We start from the raw sequence: 16,698 nt of genomic DNA on the forward strand, positions 1-16,698 counted from the left end.
GACGACTGCGGGCCGGCGGTTCAAACGGGGCGTTGCAGCGGACTGGACTTCGCGTGCAGTCCGCACTCCTTGGTTTCCGGGTTTTCCCACCACCAGCGCCCGGCGCGCACATCCTCGCCCGCGCTGATGGCACGGGTACAGGGCGCGCAGCCTATCGACGGGTAGTGCCGGTCGTGCAGCGCGTTGTACGGCACCTGGTTTTCCTTCAGGTACTGCCACACCTCGGCCTCGGTCCATTCCAGCAAGGGGCTGAACTTCACCAGGCCGTTATCGGCGTCGTACTCCCTGTCGGCCAGGTCCTGCCGGGTAGGCGACTGCTGGCGGCGCAGGCCGGTGATCCAGGCCGAACGTCCGTCCAGCGCGCGCTTCAGCGGCTCCAGCTTGCGAATCTGGCAACAGGACTTGCGCAGATCGACGCTCTGGTAGAAGCCGTTGATCCCGTGGAAGTTGACGTACTGCTCGGTGGCGGCGGTGTCGGGGAAATACACCCTGACCGGATGGCCTGGATAGCGCTCGGCCACCCGCTGCATCAGGTCGTAGGTTTCGGCCGGCAGGCGGCCGGTATCCAGACTGAAGCTTTCCAGCGGCAGATCGAGGCGGGCGATCAGGTCGGTCAGCACCATGTCTTCGGCGCCGTAGCTGTTGGCCAGCACCGCGTCGGGGTGCTCGGCGGCGACGGTTTGCAACAGGGCCGTGGTGGCGGCGAGTTTGGACTCCAGGCTCATTAAGCGCTCCGGGGATGGTTCGAGCGTATCCTAACCAAAGCGCTTATAAACCTAAAAGAATATTGTGTTAGTATTTAATGACTACAGGTTGTATAGAGGATAGATCGCCAAGATGAAGCTACAACAACTCCGCTACCTGGTCGAAGTGGCCAAGCAAGGGCTCAACGTTTCCGAGGCCGCCGAGAAGCTGCACACCTCGCAGCCCGGCATTTCCAAGCAGATCCGCCTGCTGGAGGATGAACTGGGCATCCAGGTCTTCATCCGCAACGGCAAGCGGGTGGTCTCGGTGTCCGAGCCGGGCAAGGAAGTGCTGCGCATCTCGGAACGCATCCTGCGCGAGGCGCAGAACCTGAAGCGCGTCGGCGACGAGTTCTCCCGCGAGTCGGAAGGCGCGCTGACCATCGCCACCACCCACACCCAGGCGCGTTACGCGCTGCCGCAGGCCATCGCCGAGTTCGTGCGCCGCTACCCCAAGGTGCGGCTGTCGCTGAAACAGGGCAGCCCGACGCAGATCTGCGACATGGTGGTCTCCGGCGAGGCCGATCTCGCCATCGCCACCGAGGGCATCGCTCTGTACAAGGAACTGGCGACGCTGCCCTGCTACGAGTGGAACCGCTCGCTGGTGGTGCCCAAAGGCCATCCGCTCACCGCTCTGGAGCGCGAGGTGACCCTGGCCGACATCGCCCAATACCCGATCGTCACCTACGATTTCGCCTTCGCCGGCCGCTCCAAGATCAACAAATCGTTCGCCGAGCAGGGCCTGACGCCCAACGTGGTGCTGACCGCGATCGACACCGACGTGATCAAAACCTACGTTTCGCTGGGCCTGGGCATCGGCATCATCGCCAGCATGGCCTTCGAGCCCGAGCGCGACCACAACCTGACGGCGATCGACGCCGGCCACCTGTTCGAGCCGTCCACCACCAAGATCGGCATCCGCAAGGACGCCTATCTGCGCGGCTTCGCCTACACCTTCATCGAACTGTTCGCGCCGCACCTGCACCGGCGCGAGGTGGACTCGGCGCTGCTGGCCCACGACGTCGACGACGAGGAATGAGCGCCCGCCGACGCATGCCGACGCACAAACGCCCCGGATCAGCCGGGGCGCCGGCTGCGGATATCATGATTCGGCGCGAACCTACAGGGCCCGGCAAAGCCGGGCCCCTCCACTCTTGCAAGCCTGTCGTTTGCATCCCCATCCCCCCGCCCTTGCTCTGCAAGGGGGCCTCGCTTCGCTCGCTCAGCCGATACACAAACGCCCCGGACCAGCCGGGGCGTTTTCTTTGGGAGGACAGGCTAGCGCTTACAGCGTCAGGCCGCCGGTCACCTCGATGGCGGCGCCGTTGATGTAGCTGGCCTCGTCGGACGCCAGGAAGGCGTAGACGTTGGCTATCTCGGCCGGATCGGCCATGCGGCGCATCGGCACCTTGTCTTCCATCGCCTGCAGCACTTTTTCCGGCATCGCCTTCAGAATCGGCGTGGCCACGAAGCCCGGACACACCGCGTTGGCGCGGATGCCCTTCTTGCCCAGCTCCTTGGCCCAGGTCTTGACGAAGCCGATCACGCCGAACTTGGCCGCCGCGTAATTAGTCTGGCCGAAGTTGCCGTAAACGCCGACCACCGACGACGCGTTCAGTATCACGCCGCCGCCCTGCTCCACCATGGTGTCCACCACGGCGCGGGCACAGTTGTAGACGCCCTTCAGGTTGATGTCGATCACCTTGTCGAACTGGTCTTCGCTCATCTTGATCAGCTGCGCGTCCTGGACGATGCCGGCGTTGTTGACCAGCACGTCGATGCGGCCGCAACGATTTTTCAGGTCGGCGACCATCTCGGCGATCTGACCCTTGTCGGTGACGTCCACCTTGTAGCCGTAGGCCTCGCCGCCCAGCGCCTTCAGTTCATCGACCACGGTCTTGACCGCGTCCGGATTCAGGTCGCACACCGCGACGATGGCGCCTTCCTTGACGAACTTCTCCGCCGTCGCCTTGCCGATGCCGCTGGCCGAGCCGGTGATGATGGATACTTTCCCTTTCAAACGCATGTGATTTCCTTCTATCTCTCTGGCTTGCAGATCTCATCGGGTCGCCAGGACGGATGAGCCCGGATGTCTCCAGCATCGGCCTTCCCGGCCGAATCCCCGATTATTGTTGTCTTTCCGCGGATCGCGGATATGAAAAACGGGAGTTTGTGCACCGCAATATAGCGCACGCCCTCCCGTCGGTAAAGCTACGGCCTGTGACAGACCGTAACCGGATTATTCCAGGCCCTTGCTGGCCAGGTAGTCTTCGTAGTTGCCGGTGTAGTAGTCGTAACCGCCCTTGCCGTCCAGCTCCAGCACGTGGGTGGCCAGAGAGCTGACGAACTGGCGGTCGTGCGATACGAAGATCAGGGTGCCCTTGTACTTCTCCAGCGCCATGTTCAGGGATTCGATCGATTCCATGTCCATGTGGTTGGTCGGCTCGTCCATGATCATCACGTTCGGTTTCTGCAGAATCAGCTTGCCGTACAGCATGCGGCCCTTCTCGCCGCCGGACAGCACGCGCACCGCCTTGCCCACCTCGTCGCCGCCAAACAGCAAACGGCCCAGCGTGGCGCGGATCGCCTGCTCGTCGTCGCCCTCCTGGCCCCATTGGCGCATCCACTCGCTCAGGGTCCAGTCGCTGTCGAAGTCCGCCTCGTGATCCTGGGCGAAATAGCCGATCTGGGCCTTTTCCGCCCACTTGATGTTGCCGTAATCGGCAGTCAGGCCTTCGGCGTAGGCTGGTTCGAACGCGCCGGCCAGCAACTTGACCAGCGAGGTTTTGCCCGCGCCGTTGGGGCCGATGATGGCCAGGCGCGCGCCGGCCTCCAGAATCAGGTTCAGATCCTTGAACAGCACCTTGCTGTCGTAGGCCTTGTTCAGGCTCTCCACCTCCACCGCCTGGCGGTGGAGCTTGAACTTGTCATCCATCTCGAAGCGGATGAACGGGTTCTGGCGGCTGGACGGCTTCACCTCCACCATCTCGGACTTCAGCTTGTCCACCTGCTTCAGGCGCGAGGTGGCCTGGCGGGCCTTGGACTTGTTGGCCGAGAAGCGCGCCACGAATTCCTGCAGTTCCTGGATGCGCTCCTTGGCCTTGCTGTTGGACGACAGCTGGCGCTCGCGGGCCTGGGCCGACGCGATCATGTAGTCGTCGTAGTTGCCCGGGTAGATGCGGATGGTGTTGTAGTCCAGATCCGCCATGTGGGTGCAAACCGAGTTCAGGAAGTGGCGGTCGTGCGAGATGATGATCATGGTGGAGTTGCGCTCGTTCAGCACATGCTCCAGCCAGCGGATGGTGTTGATGTCCAGGTTGTTGGTCGGCTCGTCCAGCAGCAGGATGTCCGGATTGGAGAACAGCGCCTGCGCCAGCAGCACGCGCAGCTTCCAGCCCGGGGCCACTTCGCTCATCGGGCCGAAGTGCTGGTCGACCGGAATGCCCACGCCCATCAGCAGCTCGCCGGCGCGCGCTTCGGCGGTGTAGCCGTCGTACTCGGCGAACTTGGCCTCCAGCTCGGCCGCGTGCATGTAGTCTTCTTCGGTAGCTTCGAGGTTGGCGTAGATGGCGTCGCGTTCGCTCATCGCCGCCCACATCTCGGTGTGGCCCATCATCACCACGTCGATCACGCGCTGATCTTCATAGCCGAACTGGTCCTGGCGAAGCTTGCCGAGGCGCAAGCCATTCTCGATGGCGACTTCGCCCGCGGTCTGCTCCAGATCGCCACCCAGGATTTTCATGAAAGTGGACTTGCCGGAACCGTTGGCGCCGATCAGGCCGTAACGGTTGCCTTCGCCGAATTTGACGGTAACCTTCTCGAACAGAGGTTTCACGCCAAACTGCATGGTAATGTTGCTTGTGGTAATCACGCTTGAGGATCCTTCAGCCAGGGCCGTGAGCCTGTTTGCGATCTTTTCGCGAGCGTCTCCCGGCCTCTTTTCGCCGGCGCATGGCTTCGCCAAACGCCTCCGGCGGGGACTGACGCCGCGGCGCGCCCATCAAATGGCCGCCTTCGGACAAGATCTCAAACAGGTTCTAAGTATCGGAAAAACGTAGGATTCTATCACAACGGGGACCATTCCCCGAAGCCTCGCGCGGCCGCGTCTCACGAACTTTTGCCAGCCAGACGAATTCCGATACAATCGTAAACCTTGTAAATCCTTATTCCAGATAGGCAAAACTATGCTTACCGGCAGCTTGGTAGCGCTCGTAACACCGATGTCGAACGATGGGGCGGTGGATTTTGCGGCGTTGCAACGATTGGTTGAGTTCCACATCGAAAACGGCACCGCCGGCATCGTCGCCGTCGGCACCACCGGCGAATCAGCCACCCTGTCGGTGGAAGAGCACATCGCCGTGGTGAAAGCGGTGGTCGAGTACGCCAAGGGCCGGGTCAAAGTGATCGCAGGCGCCGGCGGCAACGCCACCAGCGAGGCGATCGAGCTGGGCAAGCTGTCGGCCGATGTCGGCGCCGACATGGTGCTGTCGGTGGTGCCCTACTACAACAAGCCCACCCAGGAAGGCATCTACCAGCACTTCAAGGCCATCGCCGACGAAAGCCCGCTGCCCGTCATCCTTTATAATGTTCCCGGCCGCACCGTCGCCGACATGAGCAACGACACTGCCCTGCGCCTGGCCGCCCATCCGAACATCGTCGGCCTGAAAGACGCCACCGGCGACATCGGCCGCGCCTGCGATCTGGCGCTGCGCGCGCCGGAAGGCTTCGCGCTATACTCGGGCGACGACGCCACCGGCATGGCCTTCATGCTGTGCGGCGGCCACGGCGTGATCTCGGTCACCGCCAATATCGCGCCCAAACAAATGAGCGAGCTTTGCCAAGCCGCCACCTCCGGCGACGCCCGCAAGGCCCGCGCCATCAACGACAAGCTGCAAGGCCTGCACAAGCAGCTGTTCGTGGAACCCAACCCGATCCCGGCAAAGTGGGCGCTGGAGAGGATGCGACGCATCCCCGCCGGCATCCGCCTGCCGCTGACCCCGCTGAGCGCCGCCGCCCAACCTCTGGTGGACGCGGCGCTGAAACAAGCCGAAGTCATTTGATTCACCCCCGAAAGATGGGAGTAAGCATGAAACGAAGCGCGTCCGTCGCGATTCTGCTGGCAAGCGGCGTTCTGGCCGCCTGCAGCACCCAGCAACCGCTGAGCAAGCCTCTGGACTTCAAGTCCGACGCTCCGAAAACCACCGCCAACAGCCTGGAAGTGCCGCCCGATCTGACCGCGCCGCAAGTCCAGAACAAGTACAACCTGCCTGGCGGCGCCACCGCGACCAACGTCGACGCCGCGGAACCGACGGTCGGCTCGCCCGTTGCCGTCAATCAGCTGGACAACATCAAGATGGAACGCGCCGGCACCCAACGCTGGCTACTGGTGGGCAACAAGAAGGCCGCCGAGCTGTGGCCGGTGCTGAAGGCGTTCTGGCAGGAAAACGGTTTCGTGATCAAAACCGAAGACCCGGGCCTGGGCATCATGGAAACCGACTGGGCGGAAAACCGCGCCAAACTGCCTAACGACGGCCTGCGCAAGCTGCTGGAAACCGTCGGCCTCGGCAGCGTGTACTCCACCGGCGAGCGCGACAAGTTCCGCATCCGCCTGGAAAACACCCCGCAGGGCACCGAGGTCTACTTCTCGCACCGCGGCATGGAAGAGGTCTACGCCGACAACAGCAAGACCAACACCGTGTGGCAGCCGCGCGCCACCGACCCCAATCTGGAAGCCGAGCTGCTGGGCCGCTTCATGATGCGGCTGGGCATGAACGAAGAGAAGGCCCGCGACCAGGTCAAGCAGACGCTGGCCAAGCCGGCCAAGCCGCAGGATCCGATCGTCGACGGCCAGCTGCAGCTGTCCGACGGCTTCGACCGCGCTTGGCGCCGAGTCGGCCTGGCGCTGGACCGCGTCGGCCTGATCGTCACCGACCGCGACCGTTCCCAGGGCCTGTACTACGTGAAGCCGGCCAAGGGCGACACCGACAAGGAAGAATCCGGCGGCTTCTGGTCCAATCTGGCCTTCTGGAAGAACAAGGACGGCCAGGCGATCAAACCGACCGCCCCCGAGTATCGGATCAAGCTGGTCGAACAGGGCGCCACCACCACCCTGCAGATCCAGGACAAGCAGGGCAAGCCGCTGTCCGACGACTTCGTCAAAGCGGCGCTCGGCAAACTGCAGACCGAGCTGCAATAACGCAACAAGCCTTGGACCAAAAAACAACAGCCCGCGAAAGCGGGCTGTTTCTTATGCGGGATTCATTTAATTGCCGCCCGGTCGCTAGAAACCGCCAGATGAAATAGCGCTGCTGATTACCGATAGCAATATGTAACGCTTTGTATTCGACAGCAATAACTGTGGTTTTTCCACCAAACATTTACAAATCATCGATCCCGCACCAAACAGCAGGCGCAAAAAAACCGGCCGAGGCCGGTTTTTTTGTGTTGCTCGCCGCTAATTACTTGGCAGCGGAAGCAGCCGGAGCGGAAGCGTCAGCAGCCGGAGCGGAAGCGGCCGGAGCGGAAGCTTCAGCTGCCGGAGCGGAAGCGGCCGGAGCGGACGCTTCAACTGCCGGAGCGGAGGCTTCAGCCGGAGCTTCTTTTTTACCGCAAGCGGACAGGGCTACGGCCAGCAGGGCAGCAACGAGGAGCGACTGTTTCATTTTTTCTTTACCTTTGAGGATAAGTTGAACAAGACGTCAGTTATCGCACGGTCTCGACAATAAGCCGGGCGACTGAAAATCCATCAGTGAGCAAATTGTATCACGAAAAAAATGGCTGTATAGAGGGCAAAAATCTAAAAAAACAACAATGCCAAGCACAGACTGACATGTGTCCGCCCAAGCATTAAAACGGGCGTTTACCCCCTGGATTCAGCCTTCCATCGCGTTGCTTGAACGATACAAGCAAGAAAACTGTTGTTATTCTGCTACATTTGCCGAAAGATGCCAATAACCTGACAGATAACCATCGTACAGCGCGTCCATCATATCGGCGGAATAGCGGCCCGCTTTCAGCCTCCGCCGATTGCCGAAGTGTTGCCAATCGGCAAAATCACCATCGGAAACGTCCACTTTCTCGCCGTTGCAGTAGACGCAGGCATCGCAGAACAGGATCTGGCTCTTGCGGTCCAGCTCCAGCCCCCGCTCGGCCAATGCCTCGGCGAACGCGTCTTCGTCCAGTTCGTCTTCCGGCGCGTCATAGAACACATGCGCCTTGGGCTCGGTCAGATAGTGGCCGAGAAAATCGCAGACCGTGTCCTTGTCCCAGCGGATCTGCGACAACAGGCCAGCCACCTGCCCTATCATCTCGTCGCCTATCCTCGCCGGATCGGCCTGCAGCTTCAGGTCCGGATCGGCATAAACGCCGTCCAGGCAGACGCGGTCCTGCAGATAAACCAGGAATTGCGTCGCCAGCTCCTGCGCCGGCGGCGCGCGGAAACCGATCGAGTAGGTCATGCCGGGCTCCAACGCCACGCCGTAGTGCGCGCAGTGCGGAGGCAGGTACAGCATGTCCCCGTGCTCCAGCACGAACTCCTGCTCCGTGCGGAAGTCCTTCAGCACCCGGATCGGCGCGTCCTCGATGAAGTCATCGTCATGCTGGGAGGAAATCTGCCAGCGCTTCTTGCCACCCACCTGCAGCAGGAACACGTCGTAGGCGTCGAAATGCGGGCCGACCGTGCCGCCAGGCGGAGCATAGCTGATCATCAGATCATCCAGCCTGGCATAAGGGATGAAGTTGAAACGCCACAGGATGTCGTCGATATGCGGCAAGTGATGGTTGACGCCTTGGACCAGCAGCGTCCAGTCGGTGTCAGCCAGCCGGCGGAAGCGCGAGGGACGGAACGGGCCACGCTCAAGGTGCCACTTGTCCTTCTTGTACTCGATCAGCCGCGACTCGGCGTCGTCGCGCTGCGCCAGCTCGGACAGCACCGAAAAATCGACGTGCGGGCCGACATCGGTCAACGCGCCGCGGATCAACAGAGGTTTCTTGTGCCAGTATTCGGCGAGGAATTGTTCGGGCGACATGCCGCCCAGCAAGTTTGTGGTATTCATCAGCTTTTACGGGCTCAGCCGCCCGTCTATGGTTTACAATTACGCCAGCGGACGCGCGAGCGTCCTATCTTGCGGTGGAAGGAACACCCTCGGGACCGTCCCTGTCAAGTTTTTTTACCATCCATCACGGATATCCAACTCATGCAAATCGCCAAAAACACCATCGTCACGATCCACTACGAGATGTTTGACGTCGACAATAACCTGCTCGACAAGACCGAAGAGCCGATCAGCTACCTGCACGGCGGCTACGATGGCATCTTCCCTCTGGTGGAAGAGGCGCTGGAAGGCAAGAATGTCGGTGAATCCATCGACGTGAAGCTGACCTCCGATGACGCGTTCGGCGACCCGGAAGAAGAGCTGATCCGCGTGGAAGATCTGGAAGTGTTCCCGGCCGACGTCGAAGTCGGCATGGTATTCGAAGCTGACGATCCGGAAACCGGCGAACTGCTGCTGTTCCGCGTCACCGACATCGCCGACGGCAAAGCCGTCGTCGACGCCAACCACCCGCTGGCCGGCCAGAGCATCCGCTTCTCCGCCAAGGTGGTGGAAGTGCGCGCCGCCAGCGCTGACGAAGTCAGCCACGGCCACGCCCACGGCGAACACGGCCACCACCACTGAGCGGCAGCGGCGATTCATCGCCCTGTCTGAAAAAGCGGCCTCCGGGCCGCTTTTTTATTCGCGCTCAGTGCCCGCGCCGGGCAAAGCGCCAGAATCCGGCCAGCACCACCCCGCCCGCGATCGCCGCGCGCAGCCAATATTCGGCGAACACGCCGCGCTGCCCCAGCAGCCAGGCCTGCGCGCCGGCCAGCAACACCAGCAGGATCAACTCCGCCGTGCGGGAGATGTCTCGCGGCCAGCCATCCGGCCAGGCAAAACGCAGCGCGAGCCTCATCGCTCCCCAGCCCAGCAGCGCGCCCACCGTCAGATCCAGCGGCCAGTGCACGCCGATGGCGATTCTGGACAGCATCACCAGCCCGGCCAGCGGCAGCCATGCAGCCGCCCTGCCCCAGCCTATGCCGCGCCAGGCGAAGGTGGCCAGCGCGGCCGAAGCCATCGCGTGCCCAGACGGGAAGGAGCCATTTCCGGGCAAACGATCCAATAAGTCCACCATGCCCTGCGGCAGTACTTGCGGCGGCCTGGACACGTCGAAACCGGCCTTCAGCAGCACCGCCAGCGCGATGGCGGCCGCGCCGCCGGCGATCAGCGCCGGCAAACGCCGCGGCTCGCGCCAGCACAAGGCCAGCATCAGCGCCAATGCGGTCGGCCAATCGCCGAACACGCTGAAAAAGCGCCACAGCGGCGCCGGCAGGTGGTGCAGCAGCGGATGCAGGAACAGAAACAGCTGACGATTGGCCTGCGGCCAGGCCGCCAGCGCCGCGCTCAATACCGCCAGCAGGACGGCCGGCCAGAATCGACGAAGCACGACCATCGCTCAGCCCGCCTTGCGCCCGACGGTGATGCGGTCCTGGCCGGCCAGGTCGCAAATAGTTTCCACCTGGCTCAAGCCGGCGGCGGAAAACAACCCCCGCACCGCCTCGCCCTGGTCGTAACCGTGTTCGACCATCAGCCAGCCGCCGTCGGCCAGCCGCCCCGGCGCGTCGGCGGCGATCTCGCGCAGGCAGGCCAGGCCGTCGGCCTCGTCGGTCAGCGCGCCGCGCGGCTCGAAGCGCAGGTCGCCTTCGGCCAGATGATGGTCGTCGCGCTCGATATACGGCGGGTTGGAGACGATCAGGTCGAAACGCGCGTCCGCATCCAGCGGATCGAACCAGCTGCCCAGCCGGAAATCGACCCGGGCGGCCAGCGCGTCGGCATTGCCGCGCGCGACGGCCAGCGCGTCGGCCGAGACATCCACCGCGCCCACAACCCAGTCCGGCGCTTCCAGCGCCAGCGTGACGGCGATGATGCCGCTGCCGGTGCCCAGGTCCACCGCCCGCGCCGGCGCGGTCCGGTCGACGCGGGACAGCGCCTGCTCAATCAGATGCTCAGTCTCAGGCCGCGGAATCAGCACTCCCGGGCTGACCTGGAAATCGCGGCCGTAGAATTCGCGCGCGCCGAGCAAATAAGCCATGGGCTCGCCGGTCAGGCGGCGCGCGGCCAGCGCGTCGAAGGCGGCCGCGACGTCGTCCGGCAGATCCCGTTCGGGATGGCCGATGATGGCGGCGTGGGTCAGGCCGGGCCAGGCATGCGTCAGCAGCATCCGGGACTCCAGCCTGGGCAGGAGGTGGCGCCGCAGCGCCTGTTCTATGGTCGGCATGGTTCTATTACAGCAGGAACAGGGTGGCCAGCCCCAGGAAAATCAGAAAACCGCCGGAATCGGTGCAGGCGGTGATCAATACGCTGGAGCCCAGCGCCGGGTCCTTGCCCAGCTTCTGCATCAGCGTCGGGATCATCACCCCCATGGTGGCGGCCAGCATCAGGTTCAGCGTCATCGCCGCCAGCATCACCAGGCCTAGCGACACGCTGCCGTACAGCAGCCAGGCCACCACGCCGATGACGCTGCCCCAGGCCATGCCGTTGATCACGCTGACGCCCAGCTCCTTGCGCCACAGCCGGCCGGCCTGGCCGACCTGCATCTGGCCCATGGCCAGCGCGCGCACGATCATGGTGATGGTCTGGTTGCCGGAATTGCCGCCTATGCCGGCGACGATGGGCATCAAGGCCGCCAGCGCCACCAGCTGGGCGATGGAATGTTCGAAGGCGCCGATCACTCGGGAGGCGAAGAAGGCGGTACAGAGGTTGATCGCCAGCCAGGACCAACGGTTCTTCACCGAATCCATCACCGGCGCGAACAGGTCTTCCTCCTCCTTCAGGCCCGCCAGGTTCAGCATCTCGCTGTCGGACTCCTCGCGGATCACGTCCACCATCGCATCCACGGTCAGCCGGCCCAGCAGCGCGCCGCGCTCGTCCACCACCGGCGCGCTGACCAGGTCATAGCGCTCGAAGGCCTGGGCCGCGTCCACCGCCGGCTCGTCCGGATGAAAGCTCACCACCTCGGTGGCCATCGCCTCCGCCACCAGCGTGTCCGGATCGGACACCAAGAGCTTGCGCACCGACAGCACGCCCTTGAGCAGGCCGGCGTCATCGGTGACGAAGATCTTGTCGGTCTGGCCGGGCAGATCGTCGAAGCGGCGCAGGTAGCGCAGCACCACTTCGCAGCTGACGTCGGCGCGTATCTTCACCAGCTCGAAATCCATCAGCGCGCCGACGCGGTCGTCGTCGTAGGACAGCACCGCCTGCAATTGGCCGCGCTCTTCCTCGTCCAGCCGGCCCATCGCCTCGTACACCACCTGGCGCGGCAGGTCCGGCGCCAGCTCGGCCAGTTCGTCGGCGTCCAGCTCGTCCAGCGCCGCCACCAGCTCGTCGGGCTCCATCACCTCGATCAGCGACTCGCGCACCGCGTCGGACACTTCCAGCAGCACCGCGCCGTCGCGCGAGGGATCGGTCAGGTCCCAGGCCAGCAGCCGGTCTTCCAGCGGCAGCGCCTCCAGCACGTGGGCGATGTCGGCAGGGTGCAGTTGGGACAGTTTCTGTCCCAGTTCCAGCAGATTGTGTTGCGGCGCCTGCGGATCGGCGGCGGCTTCGGCCGCGTCCTGACGCGTAGCAAGATGTTCAAGCTGGCGCTGGCGCTCGATCAAGCGCTGCACCAGGCCCAGGCTTTCCTGCAGACGATCGGCGGATTGTTGCTTGTAGGCAACCGTCATGCACGTCTCCTTCCGCCCACTGGGCGCGCGAAGGGGGCCGACGGTGTGAGGCGGGATTTTATAGAGTGATACGGGATTCGATTAAGGGATAACTGGGTAAGTCCATTGCGTTGGCCGCGGCGTGCCCGCGGCGCGCGAAAAGAAAGTCGCGATTGTAACATATCGTCACAAGCGGCTTCCACCCGCCGCCGCGGACAAAGCGGCGGGCCGGAACAGCGGGATCAGGGCAGCTCGACGTAGCCCATCCGGCGCTGGATGATGCGGGTCTTGCGCGCCAGGCCCGGCGCGCCGCGGTGCTCGTCGTAATAGCGCGGATTGGGCACCATCGCGGCCAGCTTGGCGGCCTGGGACGACGACAGGCGCGAGGCGCCGGTGCGGAAGTAATAGCGCGAGGCGGCCTCGGCGCCGAACACGCCGTTGCCCCACTCGATCACGTTCAGGTAGATCTCGTAGATGCGGCGCTTGTCCAGCACCGACTCCAGCATCACCGTGATCAGCGCCTCCTCCAGCTTGCGCCACGGCGTCTTGCCGCTGGACAGGAACAGGTTCTTGGCCAGCTGCTGGCTGATGGTGGAACCGCCGGCGACGATCTTGCCCTTCTGCAGATTTTTCTCGAACGCCGCCTCGATGCCGTCCCAGTCGAAGCCTTCGTGGTCGACGAACTTGGCGTCCTCGGACGCGATCAGCGCCCGTTTCAGATTCGGCGATATCTTGTCGTACGGCACCCACTTGTGGCGCAGCTCGGCCTCGGGGTCGTCCTGCTGCAACCTGGCCAGCTGCTCGTTCATGAAGGAACTGGCGCCGGGATTGTGGTCGCGCCAGTAGACGATATGGCTGAGCACCCACAGGTTATACAGCAGAAAGGCGGCCACCAGGGCCGCCAGGATCTTGAACAGGATGCGCGTCATGCTCAGGCCAACACTTCCCTCAGCATATTGGTCACCTTGCGCGTCTCGGGCTGCACGCCGCGCCAGATGGAGAACGACTCGGCCGCCTGCTCCACCAGCATGCCCAGGCCGTCGGCCAGCATGCCGGCGTTTTCGCCTTGGGCGCGCTGCAGGAACGGCGTCAGGCCAGCGCTGTACACCATGTCGTAGGCCAGCGTGCGCGGCGTGAACACGCCGTGCGGCAGCGGCGGCATTTCATTGTTCAGGCTGGTGGATGTGGCGTTGATGATGATGTCGAAGCTGCGGCCTTCCAGCGCGGCGTAGCCGACCGCCTCCACCTTGCCGTAGCGGGCGAAATGGTGCGCCAGCGCCTCGGCCTTGATCACGGTGCGGTTGACGATGGTCAGGCTGGCCGGCTTCTGCTCCAGAATGGGCTCCAGCACGCCGCGCACCGCGCCGCCGGCGCCCAGGATCAACACGCGCCGGCCGGCGATCGGGTAATCCAGGTTTTCCACGATGTCGCGCACCAGGCCGACGCCGTCGGTGTTGTCGCCGTACACCTTGCCGTCGCGGAAGGCCAGCGTGTTCACCGCCTCGGCCGCGCGCGCTCGCTCGGTCAGCTCGGACGCGTAGCGGAAAGCGTCGCCCTTGAACGGCAGCGTGATGTTCAAACCCTTGCCGCCCTTGGCTGCGAATTCGCCCACCACCTCGTTGAAGCGGCCGATGTCGGCGAACAGGCGCTCATAGCTGATGTCCTCTCCGGTGGCCCGGGCGAACTCCTCGTGGATGAACGGCGACTGGCTATGGGAGATCGGGTTGCCGATTACGGCGTAACGGTCGGTCATGTCCGGCTTTCCAAAATGCGATATGTTTTGTGCGGCCAAGGAACCGCCGACAAAGGCTCCCGGCGCGCCCTGAAACCGGGCGTGCGCCCATCGGGAACGCGCTGCGCGGCGCGCCATGGCTTTGTCGGCAGATCGAAGCTGCGGGTTCACCCCACACTTTGCCGCTTAACGCCGCAAACTTCAACCGCCTCGGACAAGGGAACAATCAGCCCTGCACCCACGGCAGGCCGCGCCAGCGCCAGCCGCCGACCGAGTTGCGGTGGCCGTCGCCGTCGCGGTCGCCCTCGAAGCCTTCCAGCACGTTGTACACCTCGCTGTAGCCGTTGTCCGCCGCCAGCCGCGCCACCTGGTCGGAACGGGCGCCGGAACGGCAGATCACCAGCAACACAGCCTCCGGGTCGACCTGGTGGGTCAGCTGGGCCAGAAAGTTGGGATTCGGCTCCATGCCGGGATAGCTGCGCCATTCGATGTTCACCGCGCCGGGCACGGTGCCGACGAATTGCCACTCGGCGTGGCTGCGCACGTCCAGCAGTACCGCCTTGGGCAGGCCTTGCATCAACTCATAGGCCTCGTCGGGCAGCACGGCTCCGCTGTAGGACAGGCTCAACTGTTCGGCGCGCTGGTGCGCAGCCTCCAGGATCAGGTTCATTCTGCTCATCTGTTTTCCTCCTGCAACATTCCGGGCTTATGTTGGCGATTATCGACCCACCCGGCATGGCTGGCAAATTGCACCATATCGGTGCGCCGCCCGGACCGAGGCACCAGATTGGTTCAAGTCCAGTCATTCCAGCCGGCTGGATAAGCCAAAGCGGCTATGACACAATGCAGCAGCAGCGTTTCAGAGGCTGGCACGCTTCCTGCTTACCGGGACGTACCAAAATTTTCACGCACTTGCCCTTGGGTGCACGTTGCCTTCCAGGAGATAAAACATGGCAGTAGCCGACGTAGTCAAACTGATCCAAGAAAACGACGTCAAATTTGTCGATCTGCGCTTCACCGACACCCGCGGCAAAGAACAGCACGTCTCCATCCCGGCGCATGTGCTGCTGGAAGACGCCGACGAGTGGTTCGAGCGCGGCCACGCCTTCGACGGCTCCTCCATCGCCGGCTGGAAAGGCATCCAGGCTTCCGACATGCTGCTGATGGCCGACCCGGCCACCGCCCGCCTCGACCCGTTCTTCGACGAGCCGACCGTGTTCATGCACTGCGACGTGATCGATCCGGCCGACGGCAAGGGCTACGACCGCGACCCGCGCTCCATCGCCAAACGCGCCGAAGCCTACCTGAAGGCATCCGGCCACGGCGACACCGCCTACTTCGGCCCGGAGCCGGAATTCTTCATCTTCGACAGCATCACCTGGGGCGCCGACATGTCCGGCTGCTTCGTCAAGATCAAGGCCGAGGAAGCCGCATGGGCGTCCGCCGAGGAATTCGAAGGCGGCAACATGGGCCACCGTCCGGGCATCAAGGGCGGCTACTTCCCGGTGCCACCGGTGGACTCCTCGCAAGACATCCGCTCCGCGATGGTGCTGCTGCTGGAAGAGCTGGGCGTGCCGGTTGAAGTGCACCACCACGAAGTGGCCACCGCCGGCCAGAACGAGATCGGCACCAAGTTCAGCACGCTGACCCAGCGCGCCGACTGGACCCAGATCCTGAAGTACGTGGTGCACAACGTCGCCCACAGCTACGGCAAGACCGCCACCTTCATGCCCAAGCCCATCGTCGGCGACAACGGCTCCGGCATGCACGTCCACCAGTCCATCTGGAAAGACGGCAAGAACCTGTTCGCGGGCGAAGGCTACGCCGGCCTGTCCGACACCGCGCTATACTACATCGGCGGCATCATCAAGCACGCCAAGGCGCTGAACGCGATCACCAACCCGGGCACCAACTCCTACAAGCGCCTGGTGCCGCACTACGAAGCGCCGGTGAAGCTGGCCTACTCGGCCAAGAACCGCTCCGCCTCGATCCGCATCCCGCACGTAGCCAGCCCGAAGGGCCGCCGCATCGAAGCCCGCTTCCCGGATCCGCTGGCCAACCCGTACCTGTGTTTCTCCGCGCTGCTGATGGCCGGCCTGGACGGCATCCAGAACAAGATCCACCCTGGCGACGCCGCGGACAAGAACCTGTACGACCTGCCGCCGGAAGAGGACAAGCTGATCCCGACCGTGTGCGCCAGCCTGGACGAGGCGCTGGCCGCGCTGGACAAGGACCGCGAGTTCCTGACCCGCGGCGGCGTGTTCTCCAACGAGTGGATCGATGCCTACATCGAGCTGAAGATGCAGGAAGTCAACCTGGCCCGCATGACCACCCACCCGGTGGAATTCGCGATGTACTACTCGCTGTAAGCAGAAAACGCGTCAATCGGAACGGCAGCCCAGGCTGCCGTTTTTCTTGCTCTCGCATAAATGACGCGACGGCCCGATTTGCTTATCATGCAAGGGCGATCCACACCCTGTATCCGG

15 protein-coding genes are annotated in these 16,698 nt (G+C 63.7%); 5 read left to right on the plus strand and 10 right to left on the minus strand.

Features of this window, described 5'->3' with window-relative positions; all coding sequences use genetic code 11:
• Positions 1-20: 20 nt before the first annotated feature.
• Entirely contained in the window at positions 21-725 is a 705-nt protein-coding gene (locus tag BKX93_RS08745; protein WP_070979539.1) for a phosphoadenylyl-sulfate reductase, read from the minus strand.
• Positions 726-837: 112 nt separating this feature from the next.
• Here BKX93_RS08745 and cysB point away from each other — a divergent pair, with 112 nt between their 5' ends.
• Positions 838-1,782, plus strand: a complete 945-nt coding sequence (cysB, locus tag BKX93_RS08750; protein ID WP_021479010.1) for an HTH-type transcriptional regulator CysB — start codon at positions 838-840, stop codon at positions 1,780-1,782.
• Between the two features lie 246 nt (positions 1,783-2,028).
• On the opposite strand, the gene fabG is transcribed toward cysB, so the two are convergent.
• Both fabG and BKX93_RS08760 read right to left on the minus strand, forming a co-directional pair.
• Positions 2,029-2,769 (minus strand): 3-oxoacyl-ACP reductase FabG, encoded by a 741-nt coding sequence (fabG, locus tag BKX93_RS08755; protein ID WP_011137123.1) that lies wholly within the window; start codon positions 2,767-2,769, stop codon positions 2,029-2,031.
• Positions 2,770-2,982: 213 nt separating this feature from the next.
• Positions 2,983-4,614 carry an ABC-F family ATPase gene (locus BKX93_RS08760; RefSeq protein ID WP_046158161.1) on the minus strand — a complete coding sequence of 544 codons (1,632 nt, stop codon included), beginning with the start codon at positions 4,612-4,614 and terminating at the stop codon, positions 2,983-2,985.
• A gap of 313 nt (positions 4,615-4,927) precedes the next feature.
• Here BKX93_RS08760 and dapA point away from each other — a divergent pair, with 313 nt between their 5' ends.
• Both dapA and bamC read left to right on the plus strand, forming a co-directional pair.
• A complete protein-coding gene (dapA, locus tag BKX93_RS08765) occupies positions 4,928-5,803 on the plus strand; it encodes a 4-hydroxy-tetrahydrodipicolinate synthase (protein WP_046158162.1) in 876 nt (291 codons plus the stop codon).
• 26 nt (positions 5,804-5,829) lie between these two features.
• Entirely contained in the window at positions 5,830-6,939 is a 1,110-nt protein-coding gene (gene bamC / locus BKX93_RS08770; protein ID WP_070979541.1) for an outer membrane protein assembly factor BamC, read from the plus strand.
• A 724-nt stretch (positions 6,940-7,663) separates the two neighbouring features.
• Here the strand turns inward: bamC and BKX93_RS08775 are convergent.
• Positions 7,664-8,797, minus strand: a complete 1,134-nt coding sequence (locus tag BKX93_RS08775) for a ribosomal protein uL16 3-hydroxylase (RefSeq protein ID WP_070979543.1) — start codon at positions 8,795-8,797, stop codon at positions 7,664-7,666.
• A gap of 141 nt (positions 8,798-8,938) precedes the next feature.
• Between BKX93_RS08775 and BKX93_RS08780 the strand changes: the two genes are divergently transcribed.
• Complete coding sequence (locus BKX93_RS08780; RefSeq protein ID WP_046158165.1) at positions 8,939-9,418, plus strand: FKBP-type peptidyl-prolyl cis-trans isomerase; 480 nt, start codon at positions 8,939-8,941, stop codon at positions 9,416-9,418.
• 64 nt (positions 9,419-9,482) lie between these two features.
• Here BKX93_RS08780 and BKX93_RS08785 read toward each other — a convergent pair whose 3' ends face one another.
• From BKX93_RS08785 to BKX93_RS08810, 6 genes are all read right to left on the minus strand, one after another.
• Complete coding sequence (locus BKX93_RS08785) at positions 9,483-10,229, minus strand: phosphatase PAP2 family protein (RefSeq protein ID WP_070979545.1); 747 nt, start codon at positions 10,227-10,229, stop codon at positions 9,483-9,485.
• 3 nt (positions 10,230-10,232) lie between these two features.
• Positions 10,233-11,054, minus strand: coding sequence for a peptide chain release factor N(5)-glutamine methyltransferase (gene prmC / locus BKX93_RS08790; RefSeq protein WP_070979546.1), 822 nt, complete (start codon positions 11,052-11,054; stop codon positions 10,233-10,235).
• Between the two features lie 7 nt (positions 11,055-11,061).
• Positions 11,062-12,501: a magnesium transporter gene (gene mgtE, locus BKX93_RS08795; RefSeq protein WP_046166806.1), complete on the minus strand. Its 1,440-nt coding sequence runs from the start codon at positions 12,499-12,501 to the stop codon at positions 11,062-11,064.
• Positions 12,502-12,722: 221 nt separating this feature from the next.
• Positions 12,723-13,409 (minus strand): monofunctional biosynthetic peptidoglycan transglycosylase, encoded by a 687-nt coding sequence (mtgA, locus tag BKX93_RS08800; protein WP_070979547.1) that lies wholly within the window; start codon positions 13,407-13,409, stop codon positions 12,723-12,725.
• Positions 13,410-13,411: 2 nt separating this feature from the next.
• A complete protein-coding gene (gene aroE / locus BKX93_RS08805) occupies positions 13,412-14,233 on the minus strand; it encodes a shikimate dehydrogenase (protein ID WP_046158170.1) in 822 nt (273 codons plus the stop codon).
• A gap of 205 nt (positions 14,234-14,438) precedes the next feature.
• Entirely contained in the window at positions 14,439-14,891 is a 453-nt protein-coding gene (locus BKX93_RS08810; RefSeq protein ID WP_046158171.1) for a rhodanese-like domain-containing protein, read from the minus strand.
• A gap of 271 nt (positions 14,892-15,162) precedes the next feature.
• On the opposite strand from BKX93_RS08810, the gene glnA reads away from it, so the two are divergent.
• Positions 15,163-16,581 (plus strand): type I glutamate--ammonia ligase, encoded by a 1,419-nt coding sequence (gene glnA, locus BKX93_RS08815; RefSeq protein WP_021479022.1) that lies wholly within the window; start codon positions 15,163-15,165, stop codon positions 16,579-16,581.
• Positions 16,582-16,698 lie beyond the last annotated feature (117 nt).

Origin of the sequence: Chromobacterium vaccinii (genome assembly GCF_001855275.1) — a bacterium.
In the GTDB taxonomy this organism is placed as follows: domain Bacteria; phylum Pseudomonadota; class Gammaproteobacteria; order Burkholderiales; family Chromobacteriaceae; genus Chromobacterium; species Chromobacterium vaccinii.